This is a genomic window from Bacillus sp. TH50 (assembly GCF_016650565.1).
Classification (GTDB): Bacteria; Bacillota; Bacilli; order Bacillales; family Bacillaceae_G; genus Bacillus_A; species Bacillus_A mycoides.
Map to the genome: position 1 here is coordinate 1,823,892 of NZ_JAEKFM010000003.1, position 26,360 is coordinate 1,850,251.

Sequence of the window (26,360 nt, forward strand, 5' to 3'; positions counted from 1 at the left end):
GATGAACAAAACATCCACTGATCACAACTTTACTTCATATTAATACTCGTCTTCACGGAAACCAAGGTCACGAAGCTGTGACATCTTATTACGCCAATCTTTTTGCACTTTCACCCATACTTCTAAAAATACTTTAGAACCAAGAAGTGCTTCAATGTCAAAACGAGCTCTCTTACCGACTTCTTTTAACATCTTCCCTTGCTTACCTATAATAATTCCTTTTTGTGATGCACGTTCAACAACAATCGTTGCGTTTATATAAACCGCTCCGCCCTCACGCTTTTGAATTGCATCAATAACAACCGCTACAGAATGTGGTACTTCTTCACGTGTTAAATGTAATACTTTTTCACGAATAAGCTCTGAAATAATAAATCGCTCTGGATGATCCGTTACTTGATTATCCGGGTAATATTGCGGTCCTTCTGGTAAATACTTTTTAATTGCTCCGATTAACGCTTCAACGTTATTACCGTCCAATGCAGAAATTGGCACAATCTCCGCGAACTCATATAATTTACGATATTGATCAATCAACTCCAGCAATTGCTCTGGATGAAGTTGGTCAATTTTATTAATTACCAAAAATACCGGTTGTTTCGTTTCTTGTAATTTCTCAATAATAAATTCCTCACCACGACCATATCCTTCAGTTGCATTGACCATAAACAAAACAATATCAACTTCTTTTAATGTCGTTTGAGCCATCTTCACCATGAAATCGCCTAGTTTATGTTTAGGTTTATGTATTCCTGGTGTATCAATGAAAACTACTTGTGAATCATTTTCTGTATATACACCTTGAATTTTATTACGAGTTGTTTGTGGCTTATCGCTCATAATGGCAATTTTTTGGCCAATAATACGATTTAAAAATGTAGATTTCCCAACATTCGGTCTGCCAATAATAGAGACAAAACCTGATTTATAACCTTTTCTATTCATGTAAATCCTCCGCTAAAAATGCTCCTGGTAACAATTCTCCGACTGTTGTCTCTTGAACATCACCATGTAAGTTTGATAGGTATACTTTCGTATCCTGTTTACATAATTCTATCATAACTTGTCGACATGCTCCACAAGGAGGTACTGGACGCTTTGTATCCGCTACGACTGCAATAGCTACAAACTCGTTATCCCCTTCAGAAATTGCCTTAAATAAAGCTGTTCGTTCTGCACAGTTACATAAACCATATGATGCATTTTCAACATTACATCCACGATATATTTTTCCATCCTGAGTTAGTAAAGCTGCACCTACTTGAAATTTAGAATATGGTACGTACGCTCGTTTACGCGCTTCGGTTGCTTCTTGAATTAATTGTTTGCTATTCATATTCCCGCATCCTTTCCGTTCATAGATGTGAATAGATACACTCTTTCATTAAAGGCCTTCACGGCGCTCCCAAAGCTTAATAAAAGCTTCGGAATGCAACTATACCATATACGGTAAAAAGATAATAGCACCAATTACAGCAGCTATAATTGCAAATAATAAAACTGCCCCTGCTGCAACATCCTTTGCAATTTTTGCAACCGGATGAATATCGGCGGTTGCTAAGTCTACTGTTTTTTCAATAGCCGTATTCACCATCTCTAAACTCATTACAATCCCTATCACAATAAGTACGACAATCCATTCCATTGTTGTAATATGGAAATAAAAGCCGCAGCATATAACGATGACTGCGGCTAAATAATGAATTTTCATATTTCGTTCATGACGAAGACAAAAGTATATACCAGCTATAGCATATCCAAAACTATCTAAAAGTTTTCCTGTTTTCATCGTCCTAATCCAAAGGCCTCTAAAATTTCTTTTTGTCTTCCAAACATTTCTTTCTCATCTTCTTCTGTCATATGATCATAACTAAGCAAATGCAAAAAGCCATGTAGTGCTAAAAACCCAAGTTCTCGATCAAAAGAATGCCCATATTCTTCAGCTTGTTCTTTTGCTCTTGGAATAGAAATAATAAGATCTCCTAACATACGCGGCATCTCTGCACCGACAATTTCCATTTCGCCTTCTCCCATTTCTTCCATAGCAAAAGAAATAACGTCCGTAGGCTGATCCTTATCTCGGTAATCACGGTTTATTTCACGAATACGTTCATTATCTACAAATGTAACCGATAATTCTGCGCCTTCTTCTATGTTCTCCATTTGGGCTGCTTTCTCTACTAAACCTCGAATCAAACTTATATATTCATCTTTCACTTCTTCTGTTTCATCAATAAAATCAATTAATAAACTCATTCTTTCTCCTTTTCTTCCGGCGGTTCCGGATATGTAATACGGGAATGGAAAATACCATTTAACGTTTCACATAACGTTTTTCCAACGATTTGTAGTTCCTTAAATGTCAAATCACATTCACTAAATTGACCATCTTGCAGGCGATCTTTAATAATACTTTGCACTAAATTATTAATCTGATCTGGTGTTGGATGGTTCATCGAACGTACCGCCGCTTCCACACTATCAGCAATACCAACGATCGCCGACTCTTTAGAAGTTGCTTTCGATCCTGGATAGCGGAACATTTCCTCCGTATATTTCTCTTTATCTTCTTTAATCGCATTATAATAAAAATATTTAAGTAACGTTGTACCATGATGCTGTCCAGCAATATCGATAATTTCTTGAGGTATATGGTGTTCTTCTAACATTCTCACCCCATCGGTTACATGAGCAATTATAATATCTTTGCTCGTTACAGGGTCTAATCTATCATGCGGGTTTTCAATACCCATTTGGTTTTCAATAAAAAACTGTGGTTGTACCGTTTTCCCTACATCATGATAATACGCCCCTACACGCGCTAATACTCCATTTGCTCCAACTGCTTCACAAGCAGCTTCTGAGAGATTAGCCACCATTACACTATGATGATATGTACCTGGTGCTTCTAATAAAATTTTACGCAAAAGCGGGTGATTCGGACTTGAAAGTTCCATCAATTTCATACTCGATACAATCCCAAGACCACTTTCTAAATACGGTAAAATCCCCATAGCTAGAACAGAAGAGATAATACCCGAAACAGCAGCCATTAATAATTGCACCCCAATTTCAAGAGGCGAAAAATTCCCGTTACGTAATAATAGCAAAGCCGCTAATACGACTACATTTAATACAGAAACGAGTATACCCGCTTGTAAAATCATCGTACGACGATTTTTTTCTCTCAAGAAAATACTAACTGATAATGAACTTAATAAAACATAAATCCCCACACTATAATTCAGTGTACTCGTTACACCTTCATTAAACATAATACTTCCGCATACAGAAAAGATCATACTCGTTAAAAATACAAATCGATCACCAATCATTAATTTTACAAGTATTGTTCCCATTGCAACTGGAACAACATACGCGATTCCTGCATACTCAAGCTTTTGAAACAAACTAATGATTTTCATTAAAACAATCGTGATAGACAAAATTGTAATATACGCTAGGACATACGGCCTATCTTCCCTTTTCCGCTGTAAAAACACTTCAAACTGCTTATGCATAAAGTACAATAGCACACCAATGAGTACCGCTAACCCAACATAGGGTTGAAAACTGTTCCCTTTTTCTAACAGGCCAACTAATTTCAACTGATTGTACATATCACTTGAAATCGTTTCACCTTCTCTAACAAGGACTTGCCCTTGAAGAATATAAACAGGTGGAACTAAATCTTCTTCCGCTTTTCTCTTCTCTTTTGTTAAGGTCGGATCATAAAAATAGTTTGCAGAAATCGCATATTTCCCTAACGCCTTAATAGATTCCTTTAAACCATTATCAACATTAACACTATTCATCTCACTTACATATCGTTCCTTCGCATCCTTTAATTCATCCATTTTAACATGCTCAGTCATGATACTATTAATAGCTGTAACTGTTGCATCTTTCGCTAATACTAATTGGTTCGAATCTGCATTAATTAAGTTTAGTAAGTTTGAATCAGATAATTCTTTCGTTAAATCAGTAGGCAATTTTTTTTTCAACTTGTCCACTTTTTCAGCATCAGTAATCTTTTTTTGCTCATCCGGTCCAACCGCTTTAATCTCTTGTATCACTTCATCTACTTTAGCAAAGACGTCATTCACAATATCCACTTTATTTTGTTTATACTCACTTTTATATGTATATTGATCTTCAACTTTTGTAGCGGCTTCTTTTTTCTTTTTGTCCGTTGTAACTTTATCTTCAATTTTAATAGGAGAATGGATTGTTTTTTTCGCAATAGAATATGTTGTAACATCTAATTGCTCTGGTTTTACATTATTCATAAGTGCAAAAAACAGCACTGCCCCTAATAAAACGTAAGAAATCCAACTTAGTTTTTTCGAATGTTGTAAATTACGAAACCACTTAGAAATTTCTTGAGATCTTGACATGATTTCAATACCTTCTCCTCTCCAGAAATAAAGTGAAACTATTTATAGCTTTCATTTCTTCTAGGTAACGATACTTTTTGGACAACATTTTTATCCACTATCACCTATAGTTTATTTCCCTCGTCTTTAATGATAGTAAAAAATATGTCATTCGCCAACCTTATCATACAAAAAGAAATGATCCTGACAAATAGGATCATTCCATTTTATCATATGCCTCAATAATACGTTGCACTAATGGGTGTCTCACAACGTCTGTTTGTTCCAGTGTTATGAACGAAAGACCTGATACACCAGATAAAATATTAGCAGCAATAGAAAGACCTGACTTTACCCCTTTTGGCAAGTCTACCTGTGAGGGATCCCCCGTAATAACCATTTTAGAACTAAAACCTAATCGTGTTAAAAACATTTTTATTTGAACACCAGTTGTATTTTGCGCCTCATCTAATATAACAAATGAATCATCCAGAGTACGCCCTCTCATATAAGCAAGAGGTGCAATTTCAATTACACCACGTTCCATCATACGTTGTGTATATTCTTGTCCAAGAATATCATGTAACGCATCATATAGTGGACGTAAATACGGATCTACTTTTTCTTTCAAATCACCTGGTAAAAACCCTAAGCTCTCTCCAGCTTCTACAGCAGGTCTTGTTAAAATAATTTTCTTTACATACCCTTGCTTTAAAGCTCTCACAGCCATTACTACGGCTAAGTATGTTTTTCCTGTCCCAGCAGGTCCTATCCCAAATACAATATCATTCTTTTTCATTGCATGAATATATCGTCTTTGCCCCATCGTTTTCACACGAATGGATTTACCTTTTGCCGTTTTAAAAATTTCCTCTTCATATAATTCTTCGAATTGAGCAATTTTCCCTTGTTGCCCAAGCTGAATCGCATACGCAACATCTCTTTCCGAAATTGATACACCTTTACGGATAACAACAAGTAACTGTTGTAAGATTTTTTCTACGAGCACCACAGTTTCATCTGCCCCAGATACACGAACAGATTCTCCTCTAGTCACAATCGATACACTAAGTTCTCGTTCAATTACTTTTAAATGAGCATCATTTACCCCAAAAAGAGCGATTGCTTCGTTGGGATTTTCCAATTGTTGGTTCATTTCTACTAATTGTTCTGCCATTACTCAGTCTCCTTGAATATCGGATTCAGATATTGGTTGTGGCTCTGCAATATTTTCAATCACTGTATAATGTAATGTGACCTTTAGGTGATCCGCCTCAACCTCTTTACTCAAAATGTTATCACTTACAATCATAGCATGTTCATCCAATTTTTTCTTCAGTTCTTTTTCTGCCATCTCTTTCGCTACTTTCATTGCTTGTTTTTCGGTATATTCTCGGTTCGCTTCTTCCTCTTCTCGTACAATATCTTTCTCGTATGCAATTGGTAATGTAAATCCAAATAATTTCACATCATGTTTTACACTTTCAGTACGAGAGCGCTTATACTTATCCTGTTGAAATCCCCATATTTTTATTTTAGTACTCCCAAATTTAAGGAAATGTTCATTGTATGAATTACCAGTATACACTTGAAATTGTGTCTTTAACGGAACATCCACCTCAGATTTATACCACGTTTCTCCATATACAATCCCTTTAGCCGAAACAACTGTCGGATTCTCCTCATTACCATACATCCCGGATACGAGAAGTTGCCCCTTTTCCACATGGTCATTTTTCATGACAACCGGCTTCCCAACTTCCACAAATGTTTTTGTAATAATCCCTTCTTTTTTTGCTACTAAGTTTTGTGGCTGTTGTTCACTTTCTTTTTTCGGCTCATTTTTTTCAACAATCTTAAAATGATATGTTGTCCCTCTTATTTCTAATCCCGCCCAAGTAATCGCATTAATATTGTCTGTCAAATAACGTTGAACATCTTCTACACTCGGCATTTGGAATTGTAATTTACCTTTTTTTATACCCATTTTGTCCAATTCTTTCATCAATATATATTCTGTTTCCGGTTTTGCTCCTGTAATTTCAATTTTCCACACCATATTTGACAATGCGATCATTCCGAAAAAAATATTAAAAACCCAATTAAAAATCCACTATTTTTAATTACACGCTTATTCCAAAAAGGAAAACCGTAACGTCCAATAAAATATAATTTACATTCATTTTTTCTATAAATTGGTTTTATCTTTTTCACATCTCGTAATAACATACAAAAAACTAACGTTTCATCAGCTATCTTCTTTACATCCCAAACGAGTAATTTCTTCCGCACACACTCGTTAACAAAGCGTTCCGCTCCTCTACCTTCAATTCGCACCTTTACATACCCAAGCCATTTTATAAACCATTTATTTTTCATCGACTATCTCCACTACCTTTCTAAAAGTAGATACACTACTTTTCAATTCGATTATCAAACTAGCTCGTACTAAAATTTTAATTAGCAGATTCCTTGATCCTCACTAATTATTAACCTTCACGAGCCAGTTTTTTACGTGGAACTCAATTCCCACCTATCCTCTTTGTACGAACCGAATATTGCGGCCAGAACGTTACCACCTGTTAATACAAGGTAACGAAGAAAAACTTCACAAACGGAAGTTTCTCCTCACTCCTCTTTCTTTTCATTTTCTAAAAACGTCACTTGTTCAATAATCCCTTCAAGCAACAGTTCTTCTGGAAGGATTGTTTTAATAACAAAGGATTGACCTTTAATTAATAATTGACCATGTTTCAATAGCAATCTTACCTCTTTATCTGAAAACACTAATAATCCTCGATGATTTTCTATATAGATATGTACTTGCCCAACAAGCGTGATCCGAGGTAGATCCATTAACACATCCACTGGCAGGTCTATTTGCTTCGTTAACCAATTCTTCATTTGTTCTATTTTTTTCATCTCAAAAGACCCCCTCTCATCCCATATGTATGAAAAAAGAGCTTGTAATATCACGTCCAAACTGAAAAAAGCATAAAAAAACGTCTCATACGAAATGAGACGCTTTTTTATGCTAATAGCTGGATAACCAGCTTATTCACAAGTGATCCGTCTGTTTTACCTTTTACTTTCGGCATAACAGCAGTCATCACTTTACCCATATCTGCTTTAGATGTAGCACCAACTTCAGAAATAACTTGCTTAATTATATCCGCTAGTTCTTCTTCTGTTAATTGCTCCGGCAAATATGCGCTTAAAATCTGAATTTCACTTTGCAGTTTATCAACAAGGTCTTCACGACCAGCTTTTTTAAATTCAAGGAGGGAGTCCTTATACTGTTTTACTTCACGAGCTAAAACTGTTAATTCCTCTTCTTCAGTAAGAGTATGTTGCAGTTTAATACCTTCATTTTGTAAAGCAGCCTTAACCATACGAATAACGGTTAATTTTTCTTTTTGTTTATTCTTCATCGCTTGTTTCATATCATCGTTTAAACGACCGAGAAGACTCATAACTTACACCCTCTCTTAGAACTTACGCTTTCTTGCCGCTTCAGATTTCTTCTTACGTTTTACACTTGGCTTTTCATAAAACTCGCGCTTTCTTGCTTCAGCAAGTGTACCAGTTTTAGAAACCGATCTTTTAAAACGGCGAAGTGCATCCTCCAAAGACTCGTTTTTACGAACGACTGTTTTTGACATTCTCTTTCCCTCCCTCCGAAACATCACACTTACATACTAATTTCAGCATGCAAAAAGAAACCCTTCTTCAGCATGTCTTTTACGATTATAATACATTTTATCACTTCAGGTCAACTATTTGGCAGAATAAAAGAAGAATAGATGCCCTTACCTGTTCAAAAGCTATGTAGATAGCTATTATCCTTTTCCCCTGAAGACAACTATATTTTTTATCATTACACCTTTTTTAATACAAGAAAGCATTAAATAACTACTCATTCAACGTACCTGCCTTTTCAGTACTTAACTTCTCCACAAAAAAAAAAAAAGAAAGCATGCAAATCGTTTCCGTTTGCATGCTTTTTTATCCCGCTATTTGCCAGGACAGTAAGACCCCCACCTCAAAATTCAGCGAAAGCAAAGAACTTAGGCGGGGGTCAGGCTGATAATCAGCGGGGATGAACAACCCCCCACTGATTAAAGTTTCATTTTATGCGCTTGCTGATTCTTTTTTTACATCATCTTCAAGAACACGAACAAACTGCGCTTCGTTATATGGATAACCAGCTTTTGTAATTTTCACTTTTACTAGCTTACCAATCAATTCTTCAGATCCTTCAAACACAATTTTTAAGTAGTTATCTGTATAACCTACATATAAACCTTCACGGTCACCATCTTTAAATGCCTCTTCCGGAATGATTTCAAGTACTTCACCTTCAAATCTAGAAGCATACTCTTTCGCTAATTGATTTGATAGCTCAATTAGACGGTGAACACGATCGTTCTTCACGTCTTCAGGAACTTGATCTTCCATACGTGCTGCTGGAGTACCTGTACGTTTCGAATAAGGGAAAACGTGTAATTCAGAGAAACGATTCTCTTTAATGAAATTGTACGTTTCCATGAATTCCTCTTCTGTTTCGCCTGGGAATCCAACAATTACGTCTGATGTAATCGCAAGACCTGGTAACGCTTCTTTCAAACGATCTAAACGCTCTTGGAAAAATTCCATCGTATACTTACGGCGCATACGTTTCAATACAGTATTAGATCCTGACTGTAATGGAATATGCAAGTGACGTACAACTACTTCTGATTTATCTAACACTTCAATTACTTCATCAGAAATTTGACTCGCCTCAATAGAAGAAATACGAAGGCGTTTCAATCCGCCTACTTCCGCTTCCATATCGCGCAGTAATCCAGCTAAGTTATACTCTTTTATATCTTCACCGTACCCACCTGTATGAATACCTGTTAATACGATTTCTTTATAGCCAGCATCTACTAATTGCTGCGCTTGTTTAATAACTTCTTTTCCATCACGAGAACGCATTAAACCACGCGCCCAAGGAATGATGCAAAATGTACAGAAGTTATTACAACCTTCTTGTATTTTTAAAGATGCACGTGTACGGTCCGTGAAATATGGTACATCGAGCTCTTCATATACACGTGTTTTCATAATATTACGGACAGCATTAATTGGTTGACGCTCTTTACGGAATTCTTCGATGTATCCTAACATCTTCTCACGATCTTGCGTACCAACAACAATATCTACACCTGGAATTGCCATAATTTCCGCTGGAGATGTTTGTGCATAACATCCAGTTACACAAATTACCGCATCTGGATTTTGACGTACAGCACGTCTAATTACTTGACGGCTTTTTTTATCTCCAGTATTCGTTACTGTACATGTGTTAATAACGTATACATCAGATTTTTTTTCATATTCAGTTCTTTCATAACCACCTTGTTTAAACAATTGCCAAATCGCTTCTGTTTCATAGTGGTTTACTTTACAACCTAACGTGTGGAACGCAACAGTTGCCATTGATTATCACCCCATCAATTCAAAATGATAAGAAGCGGCACTTAACGCATAAAGCGGAGCCGTTTCTGTTCTTAAAATTCTTGGTCCTAAACTACATGGTACAAATTTATGTTCACGAAGTGCGGTTATCTCTTCCTCCGCTAAACCGCCTTCTGGTCCAAATACAATCAGCAGTTTTTGGCCTGGTTTAATCGTCGCTAAAGCTTTCGCAAAATTAGATTTCTCACCTTGTTTCGCTTCTTCTTCATACGCAACAAGGCAAACATCATACTCGCTACTCATCGACAGCAGTTGTTTAAATGATGAGGGAACGTGTACTTCTGGAATTTCACTTCTATGCGATTGTTCCGCAGCTTCTTTTACAATTTTTTTCAAACGCTCAACTTTTTTATCTGCTTTTTTCGCATCCCACTTTACAATAGATCGAGATGCTTGAAATGGTAAAAATGCAGCTGCCCCAAGCTCAGTTCCTTTTTGAAAAATTAACTCTAGCTTGTCTCCTTTCGGCAGTCCACTTGCAATCGTCACGAACACAGGAAGTTCGCTTGACGCCTCTACCCATTCTACAATAGTGGTATCCACAAATTCACTGGTAATTTCAGCAATTGAACACTCTGCTGTTTTACCATTTACACAGCAATAAATGTGGTCACCGGCTGACATACGCATCACTCTTGCGATGTGATGGACATCATCACCCATTATGCGAATACTTGTCTCATTTACATATTTCTCTTCTACAAAATAACGTTGCATATAATCACCTTAGTAGAGTTTCGTTCCTTTCGTAAGTCAACACTTACGAAAAGAACGAAACGTTATCATTTTCATATAACAAACGGCAAGTCCCTCACCTTATACGGTGAGAGACTCCCCTGTTCTTTATAGACTAAAATCTATATTACGCATTTCGTGCAATAATTGCTACCCAATCTTCCATTCGAAGTACTTCTTCAATTGAAAATCCAGCTGTTTCTAACGCTTCAGAAATTACTTTTTCTTTCGCCCCAATAATACCAGATGTAATAAATAATCCACCTGGCTTCACAACTCTCGCTGCATCTTCAGGGAATAGAAGAATAATTTCCGCTAGTAAATTTGCTACGATTAAATCAACTGGACCTTCAATACCTTCTAATAGACTATTCTGTCCAACATTGACAATGTCATCTGTTTTATTTAAGCGCACATTCATTTCTGCACTTTCAACTGCAACTGGGTCTAAATCATACGCTTGAACAGAAGCCGCACCTAATTTTGCCGCAGCAATACTAAGTACCCCCGAACCTGTCCCCACATCAATCACAGTATCACCTGGCTGAACCGTTTTTTCTAACGCACGAATACACATCGTCGTTGTTGGATGTGTCCCTGTACCAAACGCCATACCTGGATCTAATTCAATAATTTTTTCATCTGGAGAAGACGGTGTATACTCTTCCCACGTCGGCACAATTGTGAATGTATCAGAAATTTGAACTGGATGATAATACTTCTTCCAAGCAGTAGCCCAATCTTCCTCATCGACTTCATTAATTGTAATAGTTCCTTTACCAATTTCGATGTCGAAAGATGGTAGTGCATCAATAGATGATTTTACACCTGCAACCGTTTCGTGTAAAGAATCCGTTTGTGGGAAATATGCTTTTACCAAAACACCCTCACTTGGATATTCATCTGGGTTAAGTGCATAAATCTCACCGTATTGTTGCTTGCGCTCTTTCGTCAACTCCGCTGGGTCCTCAATCGCAACCCCGCTAGCGCCTGCTTCATGCAAAATATGAGAGACAGCTTCTACTGCTTCTTCTGTTGTATGAATACTAATTTCTGACCATTTCACAATTTACCAACTCCATTTTTCATTTCCATTATTCCCCTTTAAAAGCACGTTTAAGCTTTCTGAATAAGCTATCATCCTGCTCTTCTTGCCCTGCAAATTCACGCAATAAATCTTTTTGATGTGAAGTTAATTTCGTCGGCACAACAACACGAACGACTACATATTGATCTCCTTGACCATATCCACGTACGTTCGGAGCACCTTTTCCTTTTAAGCGGAATTCTGTTCCTGTTTGTGTTCCTGCTGGAATTTTCAGCTTCACTTTGCCATGAACGGTAGGAACTTCTACTTCCGCACCAAGTGCCATTTGCGCAAATGTTATTGGCATTTCGCAAATAATGTGATCCCCTTCGCGTTCAAAGAATTCATGATTTCTCACATGAACAACAACATATAAGTCACCTGCCGGTCCGCCATTTACGCCTGCTTCACCTTTTCCAGATACACGAATTTGTTGACCATTATCGATACCCGCTGGAATTTTAACATTGATTTTTTTACGTTTACGAACTTTACCAGAACCATGGCATGTCGTACATTTCTCTTTAATCATTTGACCTGTTCCTGAACAATGTCCACAAGCTTGACGGTTTACAATACGCCCAAATGGTGTATTTTGTTCTACACTTACTTGCCCTGATCCTGAACAATGTTTACATGTTTCTTTTGAAGTCCCTGGTTTTGCTCCACTACCCTTACAAGTATCACATGGATCCTCCACTGGAATCTCAACGTTCAATTCTTTACCAAAAATAGCTTCTTCAAACTCTAAAGTAACTTGATATTGTAAATCAGCACCTTGACGTGGAGCATTTGGATCACGACGTCTTCCGCCGCCACCGCCAAAGAATGAACTAAAGATATCTTCGAAACCGAAGCCACCGCCGAAGTCTCCTCCGCCACCGAAACCTTGATTCGGACCAGCGTGACCAAATTGATCATACTGCGCACGCTTTTGATCATCGCTCAATACTTCGTATGCCTCTTGTACTTCTTTAAACTTTTCAATTGCATTTTCTTCTTTACTTACGTCTGGATGGTATTTTTTAGCCAAACGACGATACGCTTTTTTAATTTCATCTTTTGAAGCGCCCTGGCTAAGTCCAAGGACCTCATAATAGTCTCGTTTATTCATAAATTTGCAACCCCCGAATCTTTCACATAAACGTAATTTTAACACCGAAAGAAAGTGCTTTGCAACAAAGTTTCCTCACTTACAGTATGCAAAATAAAAAACTTAAGATCCTCACACATTTCTTCTTATTCGTGAAAAAAGCCAAAGCCAAGGCACGCTTGACTTTGACTTTTTGTCATCTTACTTATTTTATTTCACTGTATTACTTGTCTTCTTTTACTTCTTCAAACTCAGCGTCTACTACATTATCTTTTTTCGCGCCAGCGTCTTGTGCTCCTTGTGCACCTTCTGCTTGCCCTGCAGCCGCTTGAGCTTGCTCGTATAATTTAACAGTTAATTGTTGTACGATTTCTTGAAGAGCATCTTTTTTCACACGGATTTCTTCAAGTTCGTTTTTCTCGATTGCCGCTTGTAATGCTTCTTTCGCTTCCGTTGCTTTCGCTACTTCAGCTGCATCTACTTTACCTTCTAAATCTTTTACAACTTTGTCTGTTTGGAATACAAGTTGGTCAGCTTCGTTACGAAGTTCAACTTCTTCCTTACGTTTTTGGTCAGCATCAGCATTTGATTCAGCTTCTTGTACCATACGATCTACTTCTTCATCAGAAAGACCTGAAGAAGATTGGATTGTAATAGTTTGCTCTTTGCTTGTACCTAAGTCTTTTGCACGTACGTTAACGATACCGTTCGCATCAATATCGAATGTTACTTCGATTTGTGGAATTCCACGTGGTGCTGGCGGAAGGTCTGTTAATTGGAAACGACCTAACGTTTTGTTGTCAGCTGACATTGGACGCTCACCTTGTAGTACGTGAATGTCTACCGCTGGTTGGTTATCAGCAGCTGTTGAGAATACTTGTGACTTACTTGTCGGAATTGTAGTGTTACGCTCGATTAGTTTCGTGAACACACCGCCCATAGTTTCGATACCTAAAGAAAGTGGAGTTACGTCTAATAATAGAACGCCCTCTACATCACCAGTAAGTACGCCACCTTGAACTGCAGCACCTAATGCTACAACTTCATCTGGGTTTACACCTTTGTATGGCTCTTTACCAGTTTCACGTTTAATTGCTTCTTGTACAGCTGGGATACGAGTAGATCCACCAACAAGGATAACTTTATCTAATTCGCTTGGAGCAAAACCAGCGTCTTTTAATGCACGACGAGTTGGCTCTAATGTTCTTTCAACAAGACCAGCTGAAATTTCTTCGAATTTAGCTCTTGTTAACGTTAATTCTAAGTGTAATGGGCCAGCAGCTCCAGCACTAATGAATGGTAATGAAATTTGTGTTTGTGTTACACCAGAAAGATCTTTCTTCGCTTTTTCAGCTGCATCTTTCAGACGTTGAAGTGCCATTTTATCTTGGCTTAAATCAATGCTATTTTCTTTTTTGAATTCAGCTACTAAATGATCGATGATAACTTGGTCAAAGTCATCTCCACCAAGACGGTTGTCACCAGCAGTTGAAATAACTTCGAATGTGCCGTCTGCTAACTCAAGGATAGATACATCAAATGTACCGCCACCTAAGTCATATACTAAGATTTTTTGCTCTTCATCTTGTTTTTCTAAACCGTAAGCAAGTGCTGCGGCTGTTGGTTCGTTAATGATACGCTCAACTTCTAAACCAGCGATACGACCAGCATCTTTCGTTGCTTGACGCTCTGCATCGTTGAAGTATGCAGGTACTGTAATAACAGCTTTCGTTACTGTTTCACCTAAGTATGCTTCAGCAGAAGCTTTTAAGTTTTGTAAAATGATTGCAGAAATTTCTTGAGGTGTAAAATCTTTACCTTCAACTTCTACTTTGTAGTCTGTACCCATATGACGTTTAACAGACATGATTGTATTTGGGTTTGTAATTGCTTGACGCTTCGCAACTTCCCCAACTTGACGCTCTTCATTTTTGAAAGCTACAACAGAAGGTGTTGTACGATTTCCTTCTGGATTTGGGATAACCTTTGGTTCTCCACCTTCCATAACAGCTACACAAGAGTTTGTTGTACCTAAGTCAATACCGATAATTTTACTCATGGCGAATCCTCCTACTTTTATGTAAATTATTGATTTACTTTTACCATTGATGGGCGAATCACACGGTCTTTTAGTTTATAACCTTTTTGGAATTCTTCAACTACCGCGTTTGATTCAAATTCACTGTCTTCCACTTGCATAATAGCTTGGTGTTCATTCGGATCAAACTGTTTACCAACAGCTTCAATCGCTTCAACACCTTCCTTAGTCAACGCTTCTAGCAATTGACGATGCACCATTTCCATACCTTGTAACAAGGATTGCGTTTGCTCGTCAGTCGCTTCCACTTGCATCGCTCTTTCAAAATTATCAAGAGCTGGCAAAATATCTGAAACTAGACTTTGTGCTCTATATTTATCAGCAGCCTGTTTATCCATTTGGACACGGCGCTTATAATTTTCAAAATCAGCTTGTAGACGTAATGTGCGACCTTCCGTTTCCGTTAGTTTCGCTTGTAACTCATCTACTTTTTCTTGTAAAAGAGCAGCCTCACTTTTTTCTTCTACAGTTTTTTCACTGTTTTCTGGCGTGACAGCTTCTTCAACTTGCGCTTCTTTCACTTCTTCTACCACTTGTTCGTTACGCTCTTCCACAATTTTCACCTCCTTAAAAGGTATTAGGTATCATGCTTAGCATGATTACCTAAGCATTATATATTACACACAGCAATGAAAATTTCATCACTTGAGCGAATGTATTACTCTCATTTACTTTTTAAGTCCGTCTGTAAATTGTCTTGTAAATAACTGCAGTAAACTAATTACACGAGAGTATTGCATTCTCGTCGGACCTAAAATTGCAATTGTTCCAAGTTGCTCTTCTCCAATCGAATACGTTGCAGAAATCAAACTGCAATCCTCCATTGCCGTAGAAGAATTTTCTCTACCAATTTTCACTTGAATTCCGACTTGTTTATGACGCAAAATGTCATAAAACGCAGCCTCATTATCGATCATCGTCAGCAAAGATCTTACTTTGTGAATGTCATGGAACTCTGGTTGCGAAAGCATATTTGCTTTTCCTCCAAAGTATATCTTTTCCGATAAAGGGACTTGAAATGTACCATCTAACATTTTTATTGCACTATCGTAATTATGAACATACCCACGCAAGACTGTAACAATCTCTTTAAAGATTTTATTATGAAGTTCTGCCATAGGTATACCAGATAGCTTTTCATTTAAAATATTAACCATTTTTTCTAAATCTGATAAATCAACAGATTCCGGAACGGTAATCGTTTTACTTTGCACATGCCCTGTATCTGTTACAATAATAGCGACTGCTGTTTGACGATCAAGCGGTACAATTTGTACATTTTTAAGTTTATTTGTGCTCAATTTGGGACCAAGAACAATGGCCGTATAATTCGTAAGCTCTGATAAAATTTGAGCTGATTGTTGTGCAATTTTTTCTGCTTCAAAAATTCTTTCAGCAAATAAATCTTTAATTTGTACAATTTCATCGGTCGGTAAGTTTTGCGGCGCTAAAAGATGGTCTACATAAAATCGGTATCCTTTTTCAGAAGGAACACGCCCAGAAGAACTATGCGTTTTTTCAATAAATCCTAGTTCTTCTAAATCAGCCATTTCATTTCGAATAGTAGCTGAACTAAACGTAATTTCATCTTTCTTAGCCAACGTCCTCGAACCAACTGGTTGCGCTGATCCAATAAAGTCATCAACAATTGTTTGTAAAATTAAGAGCTGACGTTCCGTAAGCATCTCATCATCACCTCTGTTAGCACTCTTTGTCTTCGAGTGCTAAATCTATTAATAACTTACCAAAATTGACATTCAATTGTCAACGGAAACGTCACGAAATAACAAAAATTTTTCGCGCTTATGGCACATTTAATTAATCAATCAAAAATGACTGGAATACTTCATTCCCTAATAGTTTCCCTTTCCTCGTTAAACAAACATGTCCATCTCTGTTTTCAAGTAATCCTTGTTCTTGATTACTTTGTAACTGCTTTGCAAAAACATGGTCCATCTCCACATTAAATTTCTTTTGGAATTCTAACTTAGAAACACCTTTTGTTTTTCGAAGTCCTAAGAACAACTCTTCTTCCATTTTTTCTTTCTCTGTCACTGGGTGAACATCTAAATATGGAAATCCTGTCTCATCAATTTTAGTGAAATATTGCTTGAGCGGACCTACATTTTGAATTCGTTCCCCGTTCACATAGCTATGCGCTCCAGCTCCAAATCCATAATACTCTTCATTATTCCAGTATGTGAGATTGTGTCTACTTTCATTATTACCTTTTGAGAAGTTACTAATCTCATACTGGTTATAACCATGTTTCTCCATTTCATCCATTACCATTTCGTACATTTTCGCTTCATGATCTTCACCTGGTAGTCTTAATTTCCCTTTATTCATTAAGTTATAAAATACAGTTTTCGGTTCCACAATTAAGGAATATGCCGAGAAATGTTGTACACCAAGCGTAAAGGCAATGTCTAATGTTTCCTTTACATCTTCTATCGTCTGTCCTGGCAGAGCATAAATTAAATCTACATTAATATTTGTAAAACCGACTTCCTGCGCTTCTCGAATTGCTATGAATGCATCTTCTCTCGTATGCCTGCGTCCAATCTTCTCAAGTAGCTCATCACGAAACGTTTGCACACCAAAACTAATTCGGTTTACTCCACCTTCTAGCAATACGTTCAACTTCTCTTTCGGTAAATCACCTGGATTCGCTTCAAATGTTAATTCACAATTCGGCGCAAATGGGCGCAAACGACGGTTAATGATGTCGAGTAGTTTTTTTGTTTGCTCCATATTTAAAGCTGTCGGAGTTCCTCCGCCAACAAAAATCGTTTTCATACTTTCAAACGGTACTTTTTGAACCGTATTTATTATTTCTTTCTCTAAATATTGTAAGTATTGATCAACCGGTTGGCGTTCAATAAATACTTTATTAAAATCACAATAGTGACAAATATGCTGACAAAATGGAATATGAATATATGCAGCTTGTACCAAATATAACTCCTACCTTTCTAAAAAGAAAACCTCCGCACTCCGGAGGATTCTTTACTTCTCTACTGTATTACGGATTTGTTCCATTCGCATTTTTCCCCAATCATACATCATTTCAACGATCGGTAAAAGCGACATACCTAATTCCGTCATATAGTACTCAACACGCGGAGGAATTTCCGGGTATACCGTTCGATCAACAATCCCGTCCTCCATTAACTCTTTCAATTGATTTGACAAAACTTTATGAGAAATGCTCGGGAACAGACGTTGCAATTCACTAAAACGATGCGGACCTTCCACACCTAAGTGCCACAATATCACAACTTTCCACTTCCCACTAATTATAGAAAGCGTCAGTTCCTTTTCGCAATTAAAATTACCTTTTTGTATTTTCTCTCGAATATCTTTTCGAATATTTTCGGACATTAATAGTCTCCTAACTCTATATCAATCACTAAAAAGCTCTCTCACTATTGTAAATGAGAGATCATAAGATGTCTAAAAAGTAGCATATAAAAAAAGAAGCCGAACGAACGGCTTCTACTTTTATCACGATTGGTGCGGGCTAATAATTAGCGAAGAATAGAAAAATCTCCACTAATTATAGTTCACTCCATTAGTTATCATCCATTTTCAGTACAGCCATGAATGCTTCTTGCGGCACTTCTACAGAACCAACAGACTTCATACGTTTTTTACCTTCTTTTTGCTTATCAAGAAGTTTACGCTTACGAGAAATGTCACCACCGTAACATTTTGCAAGTACGTTTTTACGCATCGCCTTAATTGTAGAACGAGATACAACTTTATTTCCGATAGTCGCCTGAATTGGCACTTCAAACTGTTGTCTTGGAATTAATTTCTTTAATTTCTCTACAATTACTTTACCACGGTCATACGCTGAATCACGATGTACAATAAATGATAAAGCATCCACTTGTTCATTATTTAAAAGAATATCCATTTTCACAAGTTTAGATGGTTTATAACCAATTAACTCGTAGTCAAATGATGCATATCCTTTCGTATTTGATTTCAATTGATCGAAGAAATCATATACGATTTCTGATAACGGGATTTCATATGTCAATGTAACACGTGTTTCATCTAAATATTGCATATCAATAAACGTTCCACGTTTCCCTTGGCAAATTTCCATTACAGCTCCAACATAGTCATTCGGAACCATAATTGCAGCCTTCACAAACGGCTCTTCTACACGATCGATAGTCTGTGGATCTGGCATATTAGATGGATTATCAACAATAAAATCTTCACCGTTTGTTAAATACACTTTATAAATAACGCTTGGCGCTGTTGTAATTAAGTCAATCTTGAATTCACGTTCAATACGTTCTTGAATAATCTCCATGTGAAGAAGCCCTAAGAAACCACAACGGAAACCAAAACCTAAAGCTTGAGATGTTTCAGGCTCAAATTCAAGAGCAGAATCATTCAATTCTAGTTTTTCTAACGCATCACGTAAATCGTTATAACGTGCAGAATCGATTGGATATAAACCACAGAATACCATTGGGTTTAATTTTCGATACCCTTTTAACGGCTCTGCAGCCGGACGTTTCGCATGTGTGATCGTATCACCTACGCGTGTATCACCTACGTTTTTAATAGATGCTGCCAAGAAACCTACATCACCTACTGTTAACTCGTCACGTTGCGTCGTTTTCGGTGTAAACACACCTACTTCTGTTACTTCAAATTCTTTTCCAGTTGCCATCATACGTACTTTATCGCCAACTTTTACCGTTCCATTTACAACACGGATATATGCAATTACACCACGGTACGGATCATATAAAGAATCGAAAATCATACATTGTAACGGCTCTTCTGAATCACCTGTTGGAGCTGGTACCTTTTCAACGATTTGTTCTAAAATTTCTTCAATACCAATGCCAGCTTTCGCTGAAGCAAGTACAGCTTCCGATGCATCTAAACCAATTACATCTTCTACCTCTTGACGTACGCGTTCTGGGTCTGCACTTGGTAAGTCGATTTTATTAATAACTGGTAAGATTTCTAAATTATTATCAAGCGCTAAATATACGTTCGCTAATGTTTGCGCCTCAATTCCTTGCGCTGCATCCACTACAAGAATTGCACCTTCACAAGCCGCTAAACTACGAGATACTTCGTACGTAAAGTCGACGTGTCCTGGAGTATCGATTAAGTGAAGAATATACTCTTCACCGTCTTTCGCTTTATACGTTAGTTGTACTGCATTTAATTTAATTGTAATACCACGCTCACGCTCCAACTCCATAGAGTCAAGCAATTGCGCCTTCATTTCGCGCTGTGCCAACGCGTTTGTTTTCTCCAAAATACGGTCTGCCAACGTTGATTTCCCGTGGTCAATGTGAGCAATGATGGAGAAGTTACGAATTTTGGACTGTCTTTTTGCTCTTTCTTCTTTATTCATCTATGTTCTCAACTCCTAATAGTCTCGCCAATATACACTAGCACTGATTATATCAATAGAGCAGCAAAGATTCAATGAAAACTCGTGCTGCTTACAATACAAATCACTCTATCTATATCTTATGCGAACAAACCATAAGAGACAAACCTTTTTCAAATTAAAAGACAGCTCTCTTACAAACATAAGACAACCATCCTTCCCGCTACCCTTAACTAAAAATTCCTTTTATTGCCCCAACAACTATATCCGTTCCAAACTTTGTCATATCACGAGCAACACTTGCTATCGCCATACCGATACCTTCTACAACATTAAAACTTCTTAAGCTTTCTAACTGTTTTTGTTTTTCAATAGTCGAAAACGTCTCTCCCGAAATTCCGGGTTCAGCCCCATCGCCTTCTGTTCCTGTCATATGAGCAATTTGTTCATATGACAGCTGACGATATCCCTTCATACTTTTTAGACCATGATTAGCGAGTCCCACTCCAGCTATCATCATAAGCAAACATAAGACTGTACCGCATATACATAAAAGCGTAAATTGACTCAAGCTATTTCTGCCTCTTTCCATCAATGTGTATATGCCCCTGTATTATCCTGATCAATCTGATGATGCAGCGCTGCATTTAAACCGCTGGCTATTACATTTGCCATATCCTCAATAAACGCATCTACTTCTTTTGGAGTTACCATTAAATTATGACCAAGAGGAGATAACACTTCATAAATTAACTTTCTCTTTTCTTCTTCTTCTAACGTACCAATAGCTCCTAAAAACATATTTCGACTCTTTTCATCTGGCATATCTTCTTCTGTTAATTTTTTCTTTTCTCCAAATGTAAAACCTGCTGGCAATAAAGAGCGTGACGGTTTGTTTCCTTCTTTCAGTTCCCGGCCAAAATGTTTCAAAATAAAATCAATTGTATCACTCGTAATCGAAACAGCATCTACCACAGTTGGCACACCAATTGCGATAACAGGAATACCTAATGTTTCTTTACTTAGTTCCTTACGCTTATTCCCAACACCAGATCCTGGATGAATTCCTGTATCAGAAATTTGTATCGTACTATTTACTCGTTCAATAGAACGCGCAGCTAATGCATCAATTGCGATGACAAAGTCTGGTTTTGTCTTCTCAATAATTCCGTAAATGACATCGCTCGTTTCAATCCCTGTAATTCCCATTACCCCTGGACGAATGGCACTAACAGGTCTAAACCCTTCTTCCACACTTTCAGGCTGCAATTTAAACAAATGTCTCGTCACCAATACGTTCTCTACAACTATCGGTCCGAGTGCATCCGGCGTTACATTCCAATTCCCAAGACCTACGATTAAACAACTCGCTTCTTTTGAAACTCCAACCTCTTCTAAGAAATAAGAAAATTCTTTTGCAAAAATACGCTCTACCTTTTGCTGAAGTTCCGTATCTTGTTGCCTTATACCTTGCACCTCAAGAGTTAAATAACTTCCAGGTTTTTTCCCCATCGACTCAGATGCAATTTCATCAATAGTTACTTTTGTAATTGTAACTCCCTCTTCTTCCCTCTCTTTTACAATAACTCCCTGTATCCCTTTTTGTTCTTCTTGGCGCTCTTGTAGCATTTGGTGCGCCTCTACAGCAAGGTCAGTTCTAACACTATATTTACTTAAATCTAATGGTTCTTTCATCGTATCTCCTCCGTAATTCATAGTAAATATCGTTAGATTTCCCCAAGTTATATTAGGTCATTCTTTCCTTTACGTGAAATTTCATTGATATACTATTGCAATTCTCTTCACCGTTTGATAAAATATCACTTGTTCTATGTAAGAATCGAGTCATTCGATTGCACCAGGGAGGTGAAAAGTATGGCAAACATCAAATCTGCTATCAAACGCGCTAAACTTAGCGAAGAGCGTCGTTCACATAACGCTTCTATCAAGTCTGACATGCGTACTGCTGTTAAAACTGTAGAAACTTTAGTTACTAATAACGATCTTGAAAATGCTAAAGAAGCTTTCAAAACTGCTTCTAAAAAACTTGACAAAGCAGCTCGTAAAGGTCTTATCCACCAAAACGCTGCAGCTCGTCAAAAATCTCGCTTAGCGAAACAAGTAAACGCGTAAGGCGTTTAAAAAACGATCCATTCGGATCGTTTTTTATATACACAAAAAAGTTCACGTACTAAGTACGTGAACTTTTTTGTGTCACTACATATGATTTAACCGCATTAAGAAAAACTCAAGCACAAGTTTCTTATCCATCTTTCCAGTCTTCATACTATAATCAGCTTCCGCCAATTCTATAATAACTTTTTTTAATTCTTCAAAAGAGAAAAACTTCGTTTGATTCATCGCCAACTTTACCCGGTACGGATGTACACCAATATGGGACGCGATTTGATTTTGTCCGTAACCACGCTGTTGCAACTCTTTCACTTGATGTAGCAAGCGGAACTGACTTACTAATAAAGCGAGCAGTTTAATCGGTTCTTCCTGCTGTGTAAATAATCCGTCTAAAATTTGCATCGCACCAGCGATATCTTTTTTCACCACTTTTTCTGTTAAAGCAAACACGTTTTGCTCAACAGATTTCGGCACAAGTTCCGTGACAAGTTTTGGCGTAATTTCTCCGCCCATACCGACGTATAACGTTAACTTGTCCATTTCCTTCGCCAACATTGTTACATTACTTCCCACAAGCTCTAACAATAAACTAACAGCTGCATTATCAATATGCACATGCACCTCATCCGCACGAGAAACAATCCACTTCTGAACATCCTGCACTTGCATCGCATTTGCTTCTATTACATCCGCTGTTTTCTTTAATAGTTTTGTAATTTTTTTTCGTTCGTCTAATTTTTCATAAGGCGCAACAAAAACAAGAATAGAAAAAGGAGAGGGCTCCCCAATATATTCTTCTAAAATTTTTATATTTTGTTCTAATTTTTCTTTTTGTGCCGTTAAAAATAGTGGTGATTTTATTAATATAACTTTACGCTCTCCAAAAAAAGGAAGCGTATGCGCATCCTCAACTACATCTTCTAAATACGCTTCTTCCAAATCGTATGTCACAACATTAAACTCTCGATCTTCCTCTTCAAGCGCGTACGTTGTAATAAGCTTTATCGTTTCATTTATAAAATAGGCTTCCGTTCCATACAGTACATACAACGGAGCGAACTGTTTCTTTTTAATCTTCTTATGTATATCACTCATATTTTTTCCTACTCCCTAACTTGGCAATATATATTTATACTAATGCCCTAGCTTTTGTTTTACAAGTACAAAGGGACGGTCTTTATAACCCGCCCCTTTATTTATATAAAACGCCACGCAATAAGCCCCGGATTTCTTATTGGTGTGCGGTAATCACCTTCCCTTTATTATTTACAATAATAATCTTAGTATAAGTGCCAACTGTTAACATGATTGGAAATGAAAAATTCACGCTACTTAACTAACTAGAAAAAGTATACAAATACTCTATTTCACTTCATATGGAAATTGTAGATTTTTTTCTGACAATATTTTATACTAAAATGGAATGTTGGGGAGGGATTCTAAATGAATGATTTTGAACAAAACGTTCAAAGTAAACGCAATGACGCTATTGATTCAGGGGTAGGATTTATCGTCTCATTTGGTTTTTTCGCAACACTTTTCATTATTGCAACTGTTATTAAATTCATCGGTTCTTAAAGGCTGCTGCTTAACGGCAGTCTTCTTTTTTTCATCTTCTATGTGTTTCATCATATGTGATTTTACTTTGAAAGGTTCCTTTTTCTCCATTAAAAACATAGGAAATAGCACCTTGCTTATCCGTACGCCATATATCAATACCCATCTTCTTAAAACGCTCTATAACTTCCTTATGCGGGTGCCCATACCTATTACGCTCCCCCACAGAAATAATCGCTACAGCAGGCTGTACAAGGCTTAAAAATGGGTCTGTAGACGATGTTTTACTCCCATGGTGGGCAACTTTTAAAATATTAGCCCGCAAATCAGGATATGTTGATACTATAAACTTTTCTCCTTCTTCTTCTAGATCACCCGTAAATAGCCATGTTAGTCCCCCTAGTCTGGCCCATAGTACAATCGAAGAGTCATTTTCTCCCTTTTCTTTCCCCTTTGGAGCTAATACGAAAAATTCCGCTTCATTTACCCTCCAACCTTCCCCTTCTCCTACTACACTTATCTTCACGCTCTTTTCTAACGCCTTTTTCTTCACCACTTTTTCCAATACAGCATCTTGTTCCTTTCTCCCAAATACAACTTCTTTTACAATAATAGATGACAGCAAATCCAGCGCAGCACCTATATGATCCGCATCTCCGTGCGTTACAATTAATTTATCAATCGTTTTTATACCTTCTTTTTGTAAAAAAGGAACAAGAATATCATGCCCAACAGAAAATTCATGCTTTTTCTGTTGCCACGCTTCCTTCTTGACAGAAAGGGCTCCTCCTGTATCAATAAGATAAACCTCTTTATCGTATGGAAGACGAATTAATATCGCATCTCCCTGTCCAACATCAAGAAATGTAACACTCCCACTTTCGCGAAAATATGGATATACATAATGACAAGTACTAATAAAAAGAAACACACCCACAACTATGCACAAAATTTTTTTCGTTATTACCCTTTCCCAAATCACAAATATACTAACGATACTAAAACAATATATATCCACAAGAAATAACGGAGTTTGACCAAAAGTAAGTCGGATGAAAGGGAAACTTTCACAGTAACTTAGAAAATCATTAGAAATGGTTAAACATAGTGAAAGTACATATGCAATTCCTTTTGCGAAAAATGGAATAACCGGCATACATATAAGAATAATGATGCTACATGGCAATACAATAATGGATAGAAAAGGAACATATATAAGATTGAGGAAAATGCTATAAGGAGAAAAATAACCAAAATGATATAACAAGATGGGGGTACTAGCGAGCTGTGAAATTATAGAAATGTAAATAGAATTTCGAACTATTCCATTACTACGCCCTAATAATATCGGCGCAGATAGTAGTAAAGAAAAACTACCTACAAATGAGAATTGAAATCCAATGTTGAAAATAAGATACGGATCGTATATAAGCATACATATAGCCGTTATGCTTAAGGCGTCTAAACTAGATAAGCGAACAGAGCATATGAAAGCTACCAATAATAAAACTCCTGTTATAGAAGCCCTCACAACAGATGGCGACGCCCCAGCTATGATCATATACAGAGGAATGCAAACTATAAGGCATACTGTTGCTATCTCTTTCGTCACACCACTTCTTAGCAAAACAAAATACATTATAACCATTAATAATACGATATGCGATCCTGAAATTGCTAACAAATGTATAAGACCAAATTGTTGATATTGCTCTTCTACTTCAAACGTCATTTGTTGTCGATCTCCAAATAATAATGCGTTCATAAATGCACCTGATTGTTCCGGGAACATTTCTGTAACTTTCGAGATTGTTTGTTGCCTGAGAAGGAAAATCCATTGCACGAGTGACAACGATGTTTTTTGACATTCAGAAATGTATGTCACATCAAATATAAAATGTATTTTTTGCTGATATAAATAATTACGATAATCAAAAACATGAAAATTCCGGGCAGTTTGTGGTTCTTTCACCTCCCCTTTAAATGTACACGATATACCTGCATGTAATTGTTGCAACTGCTTCTTTTCCGAAGCAGATTGTATTTTATAATTTAACTGCACTAAGTTTTTATTCTGATCTTCAATTTGAAAAGAGAGACGATCCCCATTAATTAGAGGTGTATTTTGCACGACCCCTCGTGTAACTTCATAGGACTCCCCTAGCGGCTTATTTAGACTCTGAACATACATGGTGTACATAACGCCACTAAAACACGCTATTATACAAAATATGAAGGTTTTACGCGAAGTACGATATAAACAAAATAAAACATAACAAACGAAACAACAAGCAGCCAACAAATGCGATGCGGAAAAGGTAATTGCAATCCCAATTATAAACGAGATTGCAACATAGCCCCATTGCCCATTCAACTCATAC

At 37.1% G+C, this 26,360-nt stretch carries 25 protein-coding genes and 1 pseudogene; 2 read left to right on the forward strand and 24 right to left on the reverse strand.

Annotation, left to right across the window (positions count from 1 at the left end):
• Positions 1 to 39: 39 nt before the first annotated feature.
• From era to gpr, 22 genes and pseudogenes are all read right to left on the reverse strand, one after another.
• Entirely contained in the window at positions 40 to 945 is a 906-nt protein-coding gene (era, locus tag JFU23_RS09470; protein ID WP_002088672.1) for a GTPase Era, read from the reverse strand.
• The gene (locus JFU23_RS09475) at positions 938 to 1,336 is read right to left on the reverse strand and encodes a cytidine deaminase (RefSeq protein ID WP_002015184.1); all 399 of its coding nucleotides are present in this window, start codon (positions 1,334 to 1,336) and stop codon (positions 938 to 940) included. The genes era and JFU23_RS09475 overlap by 8 nt, the downstream gene beginning before the upstream one ends.
• A 99-nt stretch (positions 1,337 to 1,435) precedes the next feature.
• Positions 1,436 to 1,789, reverse strand: coding sequence for a diacylglycerol kinase family protein (locus tag JFU23_RS09480; protein WP_002190697.1), 354 nt, complete (start codon positions 1,787 to 1,789; stop codon positions 1,436 to 1,438).
• A complete protein-coding gene (gene ybeY / locus JFU23_RS09485; protein ID WP_201031795.1) occupies positions 1,786 to 2,256 on the reverse strand; it encodes an rRNA maturation RNase YbeY in 471 nt (156 codons plus the stop codon). The genes JFU23_RS09480 and ybeY overlap by 4 nt, the downstream gene beginning before the upstream one ends.
• Positions 2,253 to 4,397: an HD family phosphohydrolase gene (locus JFU23_RS09490; RefSeq protein WP_002015188.1), complete on the reverse strand. Its 2,145-nt coding sequence runs from the start codon at positions 4,395 to 4,397 to the stop codon at positions 2,253 to 2,255. Before JFU23_RS09490 ends, ybeY begins: the two co-directional genes overlap by 4 nt.
• A gap of 196 nt (positions 4,398 to 4,593) precedes the next feature.
• Positions 4,594 to 5,553 carry a PhoH family protein gene (locus tag JFU23_RS09495; RefSeq protein ID WP_002015189.1) on the reverse strand — a complete coding sequence of 320 codons (960 nt, stop codon included), beginning with the start codon at positions 5,551 to 5,553 and terminating at the stop codon, positions 4,594 to 4,596.
• Positions 5,554 to 5,556: 3 nt separating this feature from the next.
• Positions 5,557 to 6,755: pseudogene (gene yqfD / locus JFU23_RS09500) on the reverse strand (sporulation protein YqfD).
• Positions 6,756 to 7,004: 249 nt separating this feature from the next.
• Positions 7,005 to 7,298 carry a sporulation protein YqfC gene (gene yqfC / locus JFU23_RS09505; RefSeq protein ID WP_002067170.1) on the reverse strand — a complete coding sequence of 98 codons (294 nt, stop codon included), beginning with the start codon at positions 7,296 to 7,298 and terminating at the stop codon, positions 7,005 to 7,007.
• A 107-nt stretch (positions 7,299 to 7,405) separates the two neighbouring features.
• Entirely contained in the window at positions 7,406 to 7,849 is a 444-nt protein-coding gene (locus JFU23_RS09510) for a GatB/YqeY domain-containing protein (RefSeq protein ID WP_000054578.1), read from the reverse strand.
• A gap of 15 nt (positions 7,850 to 7,864) precedes the next feature.
• Positions 7,865 to 8,038 (reverse strand): 30S ribosomal protein S21, encoded by a 174-nt coding sequence (gene rpsU, locus JFU23_RS09515; RefSeq protein WP_000048061.1) that lies wholly within the window; start codon positions 8,036 to 8,038, stop codon positions 7,865 to 7,867.
• 469 nt (positions 8,039 to 8,507) lie between these two features.
• Positions 8,508 to 9,860 carry a tRNA (N(6)-L-threonylcarbamoyladenosine(37)-C(2))-methylthiotransferase MtaB gene (mtaB, locus tag JFU23_RS09520; RefSeq protein WP_201031796.1) on the reverse strand — a complete coding sequence of 451 codons (1,353 nt, stop codon included), beginning with the start codon at positions 9,858 to 9,860 and terminating at the stop codon, positions 8,508 to 8,510.
• Positions 9,861 to 9,866: 6 nt separating this feature from the next.
• Entirely contained in the window at positions 9,867 to 10,616 is a 750-nt protein-coding gene (locus tag JFU23_RS09525) for a 16S rRNA (uracil(1498)-N(3))-methyltransferase (protein ID WP_002015195.1), read from the reverse strand.
• Between the two features lie 145 nt (positions 10,617 to 10,761).
• Positions 10,762 to 11,700, reverse strand: a complete 939-nt coding sequence (prmA, locus tag JFU23_RS09530; protein WP_002067162.1) for a 50S ribosomal protein L11 methyltransferase — start codon at positions 11,698 to 11,700, stop codon at positions 10,762 to 10,764.
• Positions 11,701 to 11,728: 28 nt separating this feature from the next.
• Positions 11,729 to 12,835 (reverse strand): chaperone protein DnaJ, encoded by a 1,107-nt coding sequence (dnaJ, locus tag JFU23_RS09535; protein ID WP_002015197.1) that lies wholly within the window; start codon positions 12,833 to 12,835, stop codon positions 11,729 to 11,731.
• A gap of 202 nt (positions 12,836 to 13,037) precedes the next feature.
• Complete coding sequence (gene dnaK, locus JFU23_RS09540; RefSeq protein ID WP_002015198.1) at positions 13,038 to 14,873, reverse strand: chaperone protein DnaK; 1,836 nt, start codon at positions 14,871 to 14,873, stop codon at positions 13,038 to 13,040.
• A gap of 26 nt (positions 14,874 to 14,899) precedes the next feature.
• Positions 14,900 to 15,466 (reverse strand): nucleotide exchange factor GrpE, encoded by a 567-nt coding sequence (grpE, locus tag JFU23_RS09545; protein WP_002165061.1) that lies wholly within the window; start codon positions 15,464 to 15,466, stop codon positions 14,900 to 14,902.
• 114 nt (positions 15,467 to 15,580) lie between these two features.
• A complete protein-coding gene (gene hrcA, locus JFU23_RS09550; RefSeq protein ID WP_002015201.1) occupies positions 15,581 to 16,597 on the reverse strand; it encodes a heat-inducible transcriptional repressor HrcA in 1,017 nt (338 codons plus the stop codon).
• Positions 16,598 to 16,730: 133 nt separating this feature from the next.
• The gene (gene hemW, locus JFU23_RS09555) at positions 16,731 to 17,870 is read right to left on the reverse strand and encodes a radical SAM family heme chaperone HemW (protein WP_201031797.1); all 1,140 of its coding nucleotides are present in this window, start codon (positions 17,868 to 17,870) and stop codon (positions 16,731 to 16,733) included.
• 51 nt (positions 17,871 to 17,921) lie between these two features.
• On the reverse strand, positions 17,922 to 18,296 hold the full coding sequence (locus JFU23_RS09560; protein ID WP_002015203.1) for a winged helix-turn-helix transcriptional regulator: 375 nt from the start codon (positions 18,294 to 18,296) through the stop codon (positions 17,922 to 17,924).
• 190 nt (positions 18,297 to 18,486) lie between these two features.
• Positions 18,487 to 20,310: an elongation factor 4 gene (gene lepA / locus JFU23_RS09565; protein WP_002015204.1), complete on the reverse strand. Its 1,824-nt coding sequence runs from the start codon at positions 20,308 to 20,310 to the stop codon at positions 18,487 to 18,489.
• A 208-nt stretch (positions 20,311 to 20,518) separates the two neighbouring features.
• Positions 20,519 to 20,860, reverse strand: a complete 342-nt coding sequence (locus JFU23_RS09570) for a DUF3679 domain-containing protein (protein WP_307838305.1) — start codon at positions 20,858 to 20,860, stop codon at positions 20,519 to 20,521.
• 20 nt (positions 20,861 to 20,880) lie between these two features.
• On the reverse strand, positions 20,881 to 21,984 hold the full coding sequence (gpr, locus tag JFU23_RS09575; protein ID WP_002088693.1) for a GPR endopeptidase: 1,104 nt from the start codon (positions 21,982 to 21,984) through the stop codon (positions 20,881 to 20,883).
• Between the two features lie 180 nt (positions 21,985 to 22,164).
• Here gpr and rpsT point away from each other — a divergent pair, with 180 nt between their 5' ends.
• Positions 22,165 to 22,422 carry a 30S ribosomal protein S20 gene (gene rpsT / locus JFU23_RS09580; RefSeq protein WP_002088694.1) on the forward strand — a complete coding sequence of 86 codons (258 nt, stop codon included), beginning with the start codon at positions 22,165 to 22,167 and terminating at the stop codon, positions 22,420 to 22,422.
• 84 nt (positions 22,423 to 22,506) lie between these two features.
• Here rpsT and holA read toward each other — a convergent pair whose 3' ends face one another.
• The gene (gene holA, locus JFU23_RS09585; RefSeq protein ID WP_002067332.1) at positions 22,507 to 23,517 is read right to left on the reverse strand and encodes a DNA polymerase III subunit delta; all 1,011 of its coding nucleotides are present in this window, start codon (positions 23,515 to 23,517) and stop codon (positions 22,507 to 22,509) included.
• Positions 23,518 to 23,865: 348 nt separating this feature from the next.
• On the opposite strand from holA, the gene JFU23_RS09590 reads away from it, so the two are divergent.
• Positions 23,866 to 24,000: a YqzM family protein gene (locus tag JFU23_RS09590; RefSeq protein ID WP_000997609.1), complete on the forward strand. Its 135-nt coding sequence runs from the start codon at positions 23,866 to 23,868 to the stop codon at positions 23,998 to 24,000.
• Between the two features lie 31 nt (positions 24,001 to 24,031).
• On the opposite strand, the gene JFU23_RS09595 is transcribed toward JFU23_RS09590, so the two are convergent.
• Positions 24,032 to 26,353, reverse strand: coding sequence for a DNA internalization-related competence protein ComEC/Rec2 (locus JFU23_RS09595; RefSeq protein WP_201031799.1), 2,322 nt, complete (start codon positions 26,351 to 26,353; stop codon positions 24,032 to 24,034).
• Positions 26,354 to 26,360 lie beyond the last annotated feature (7 nt).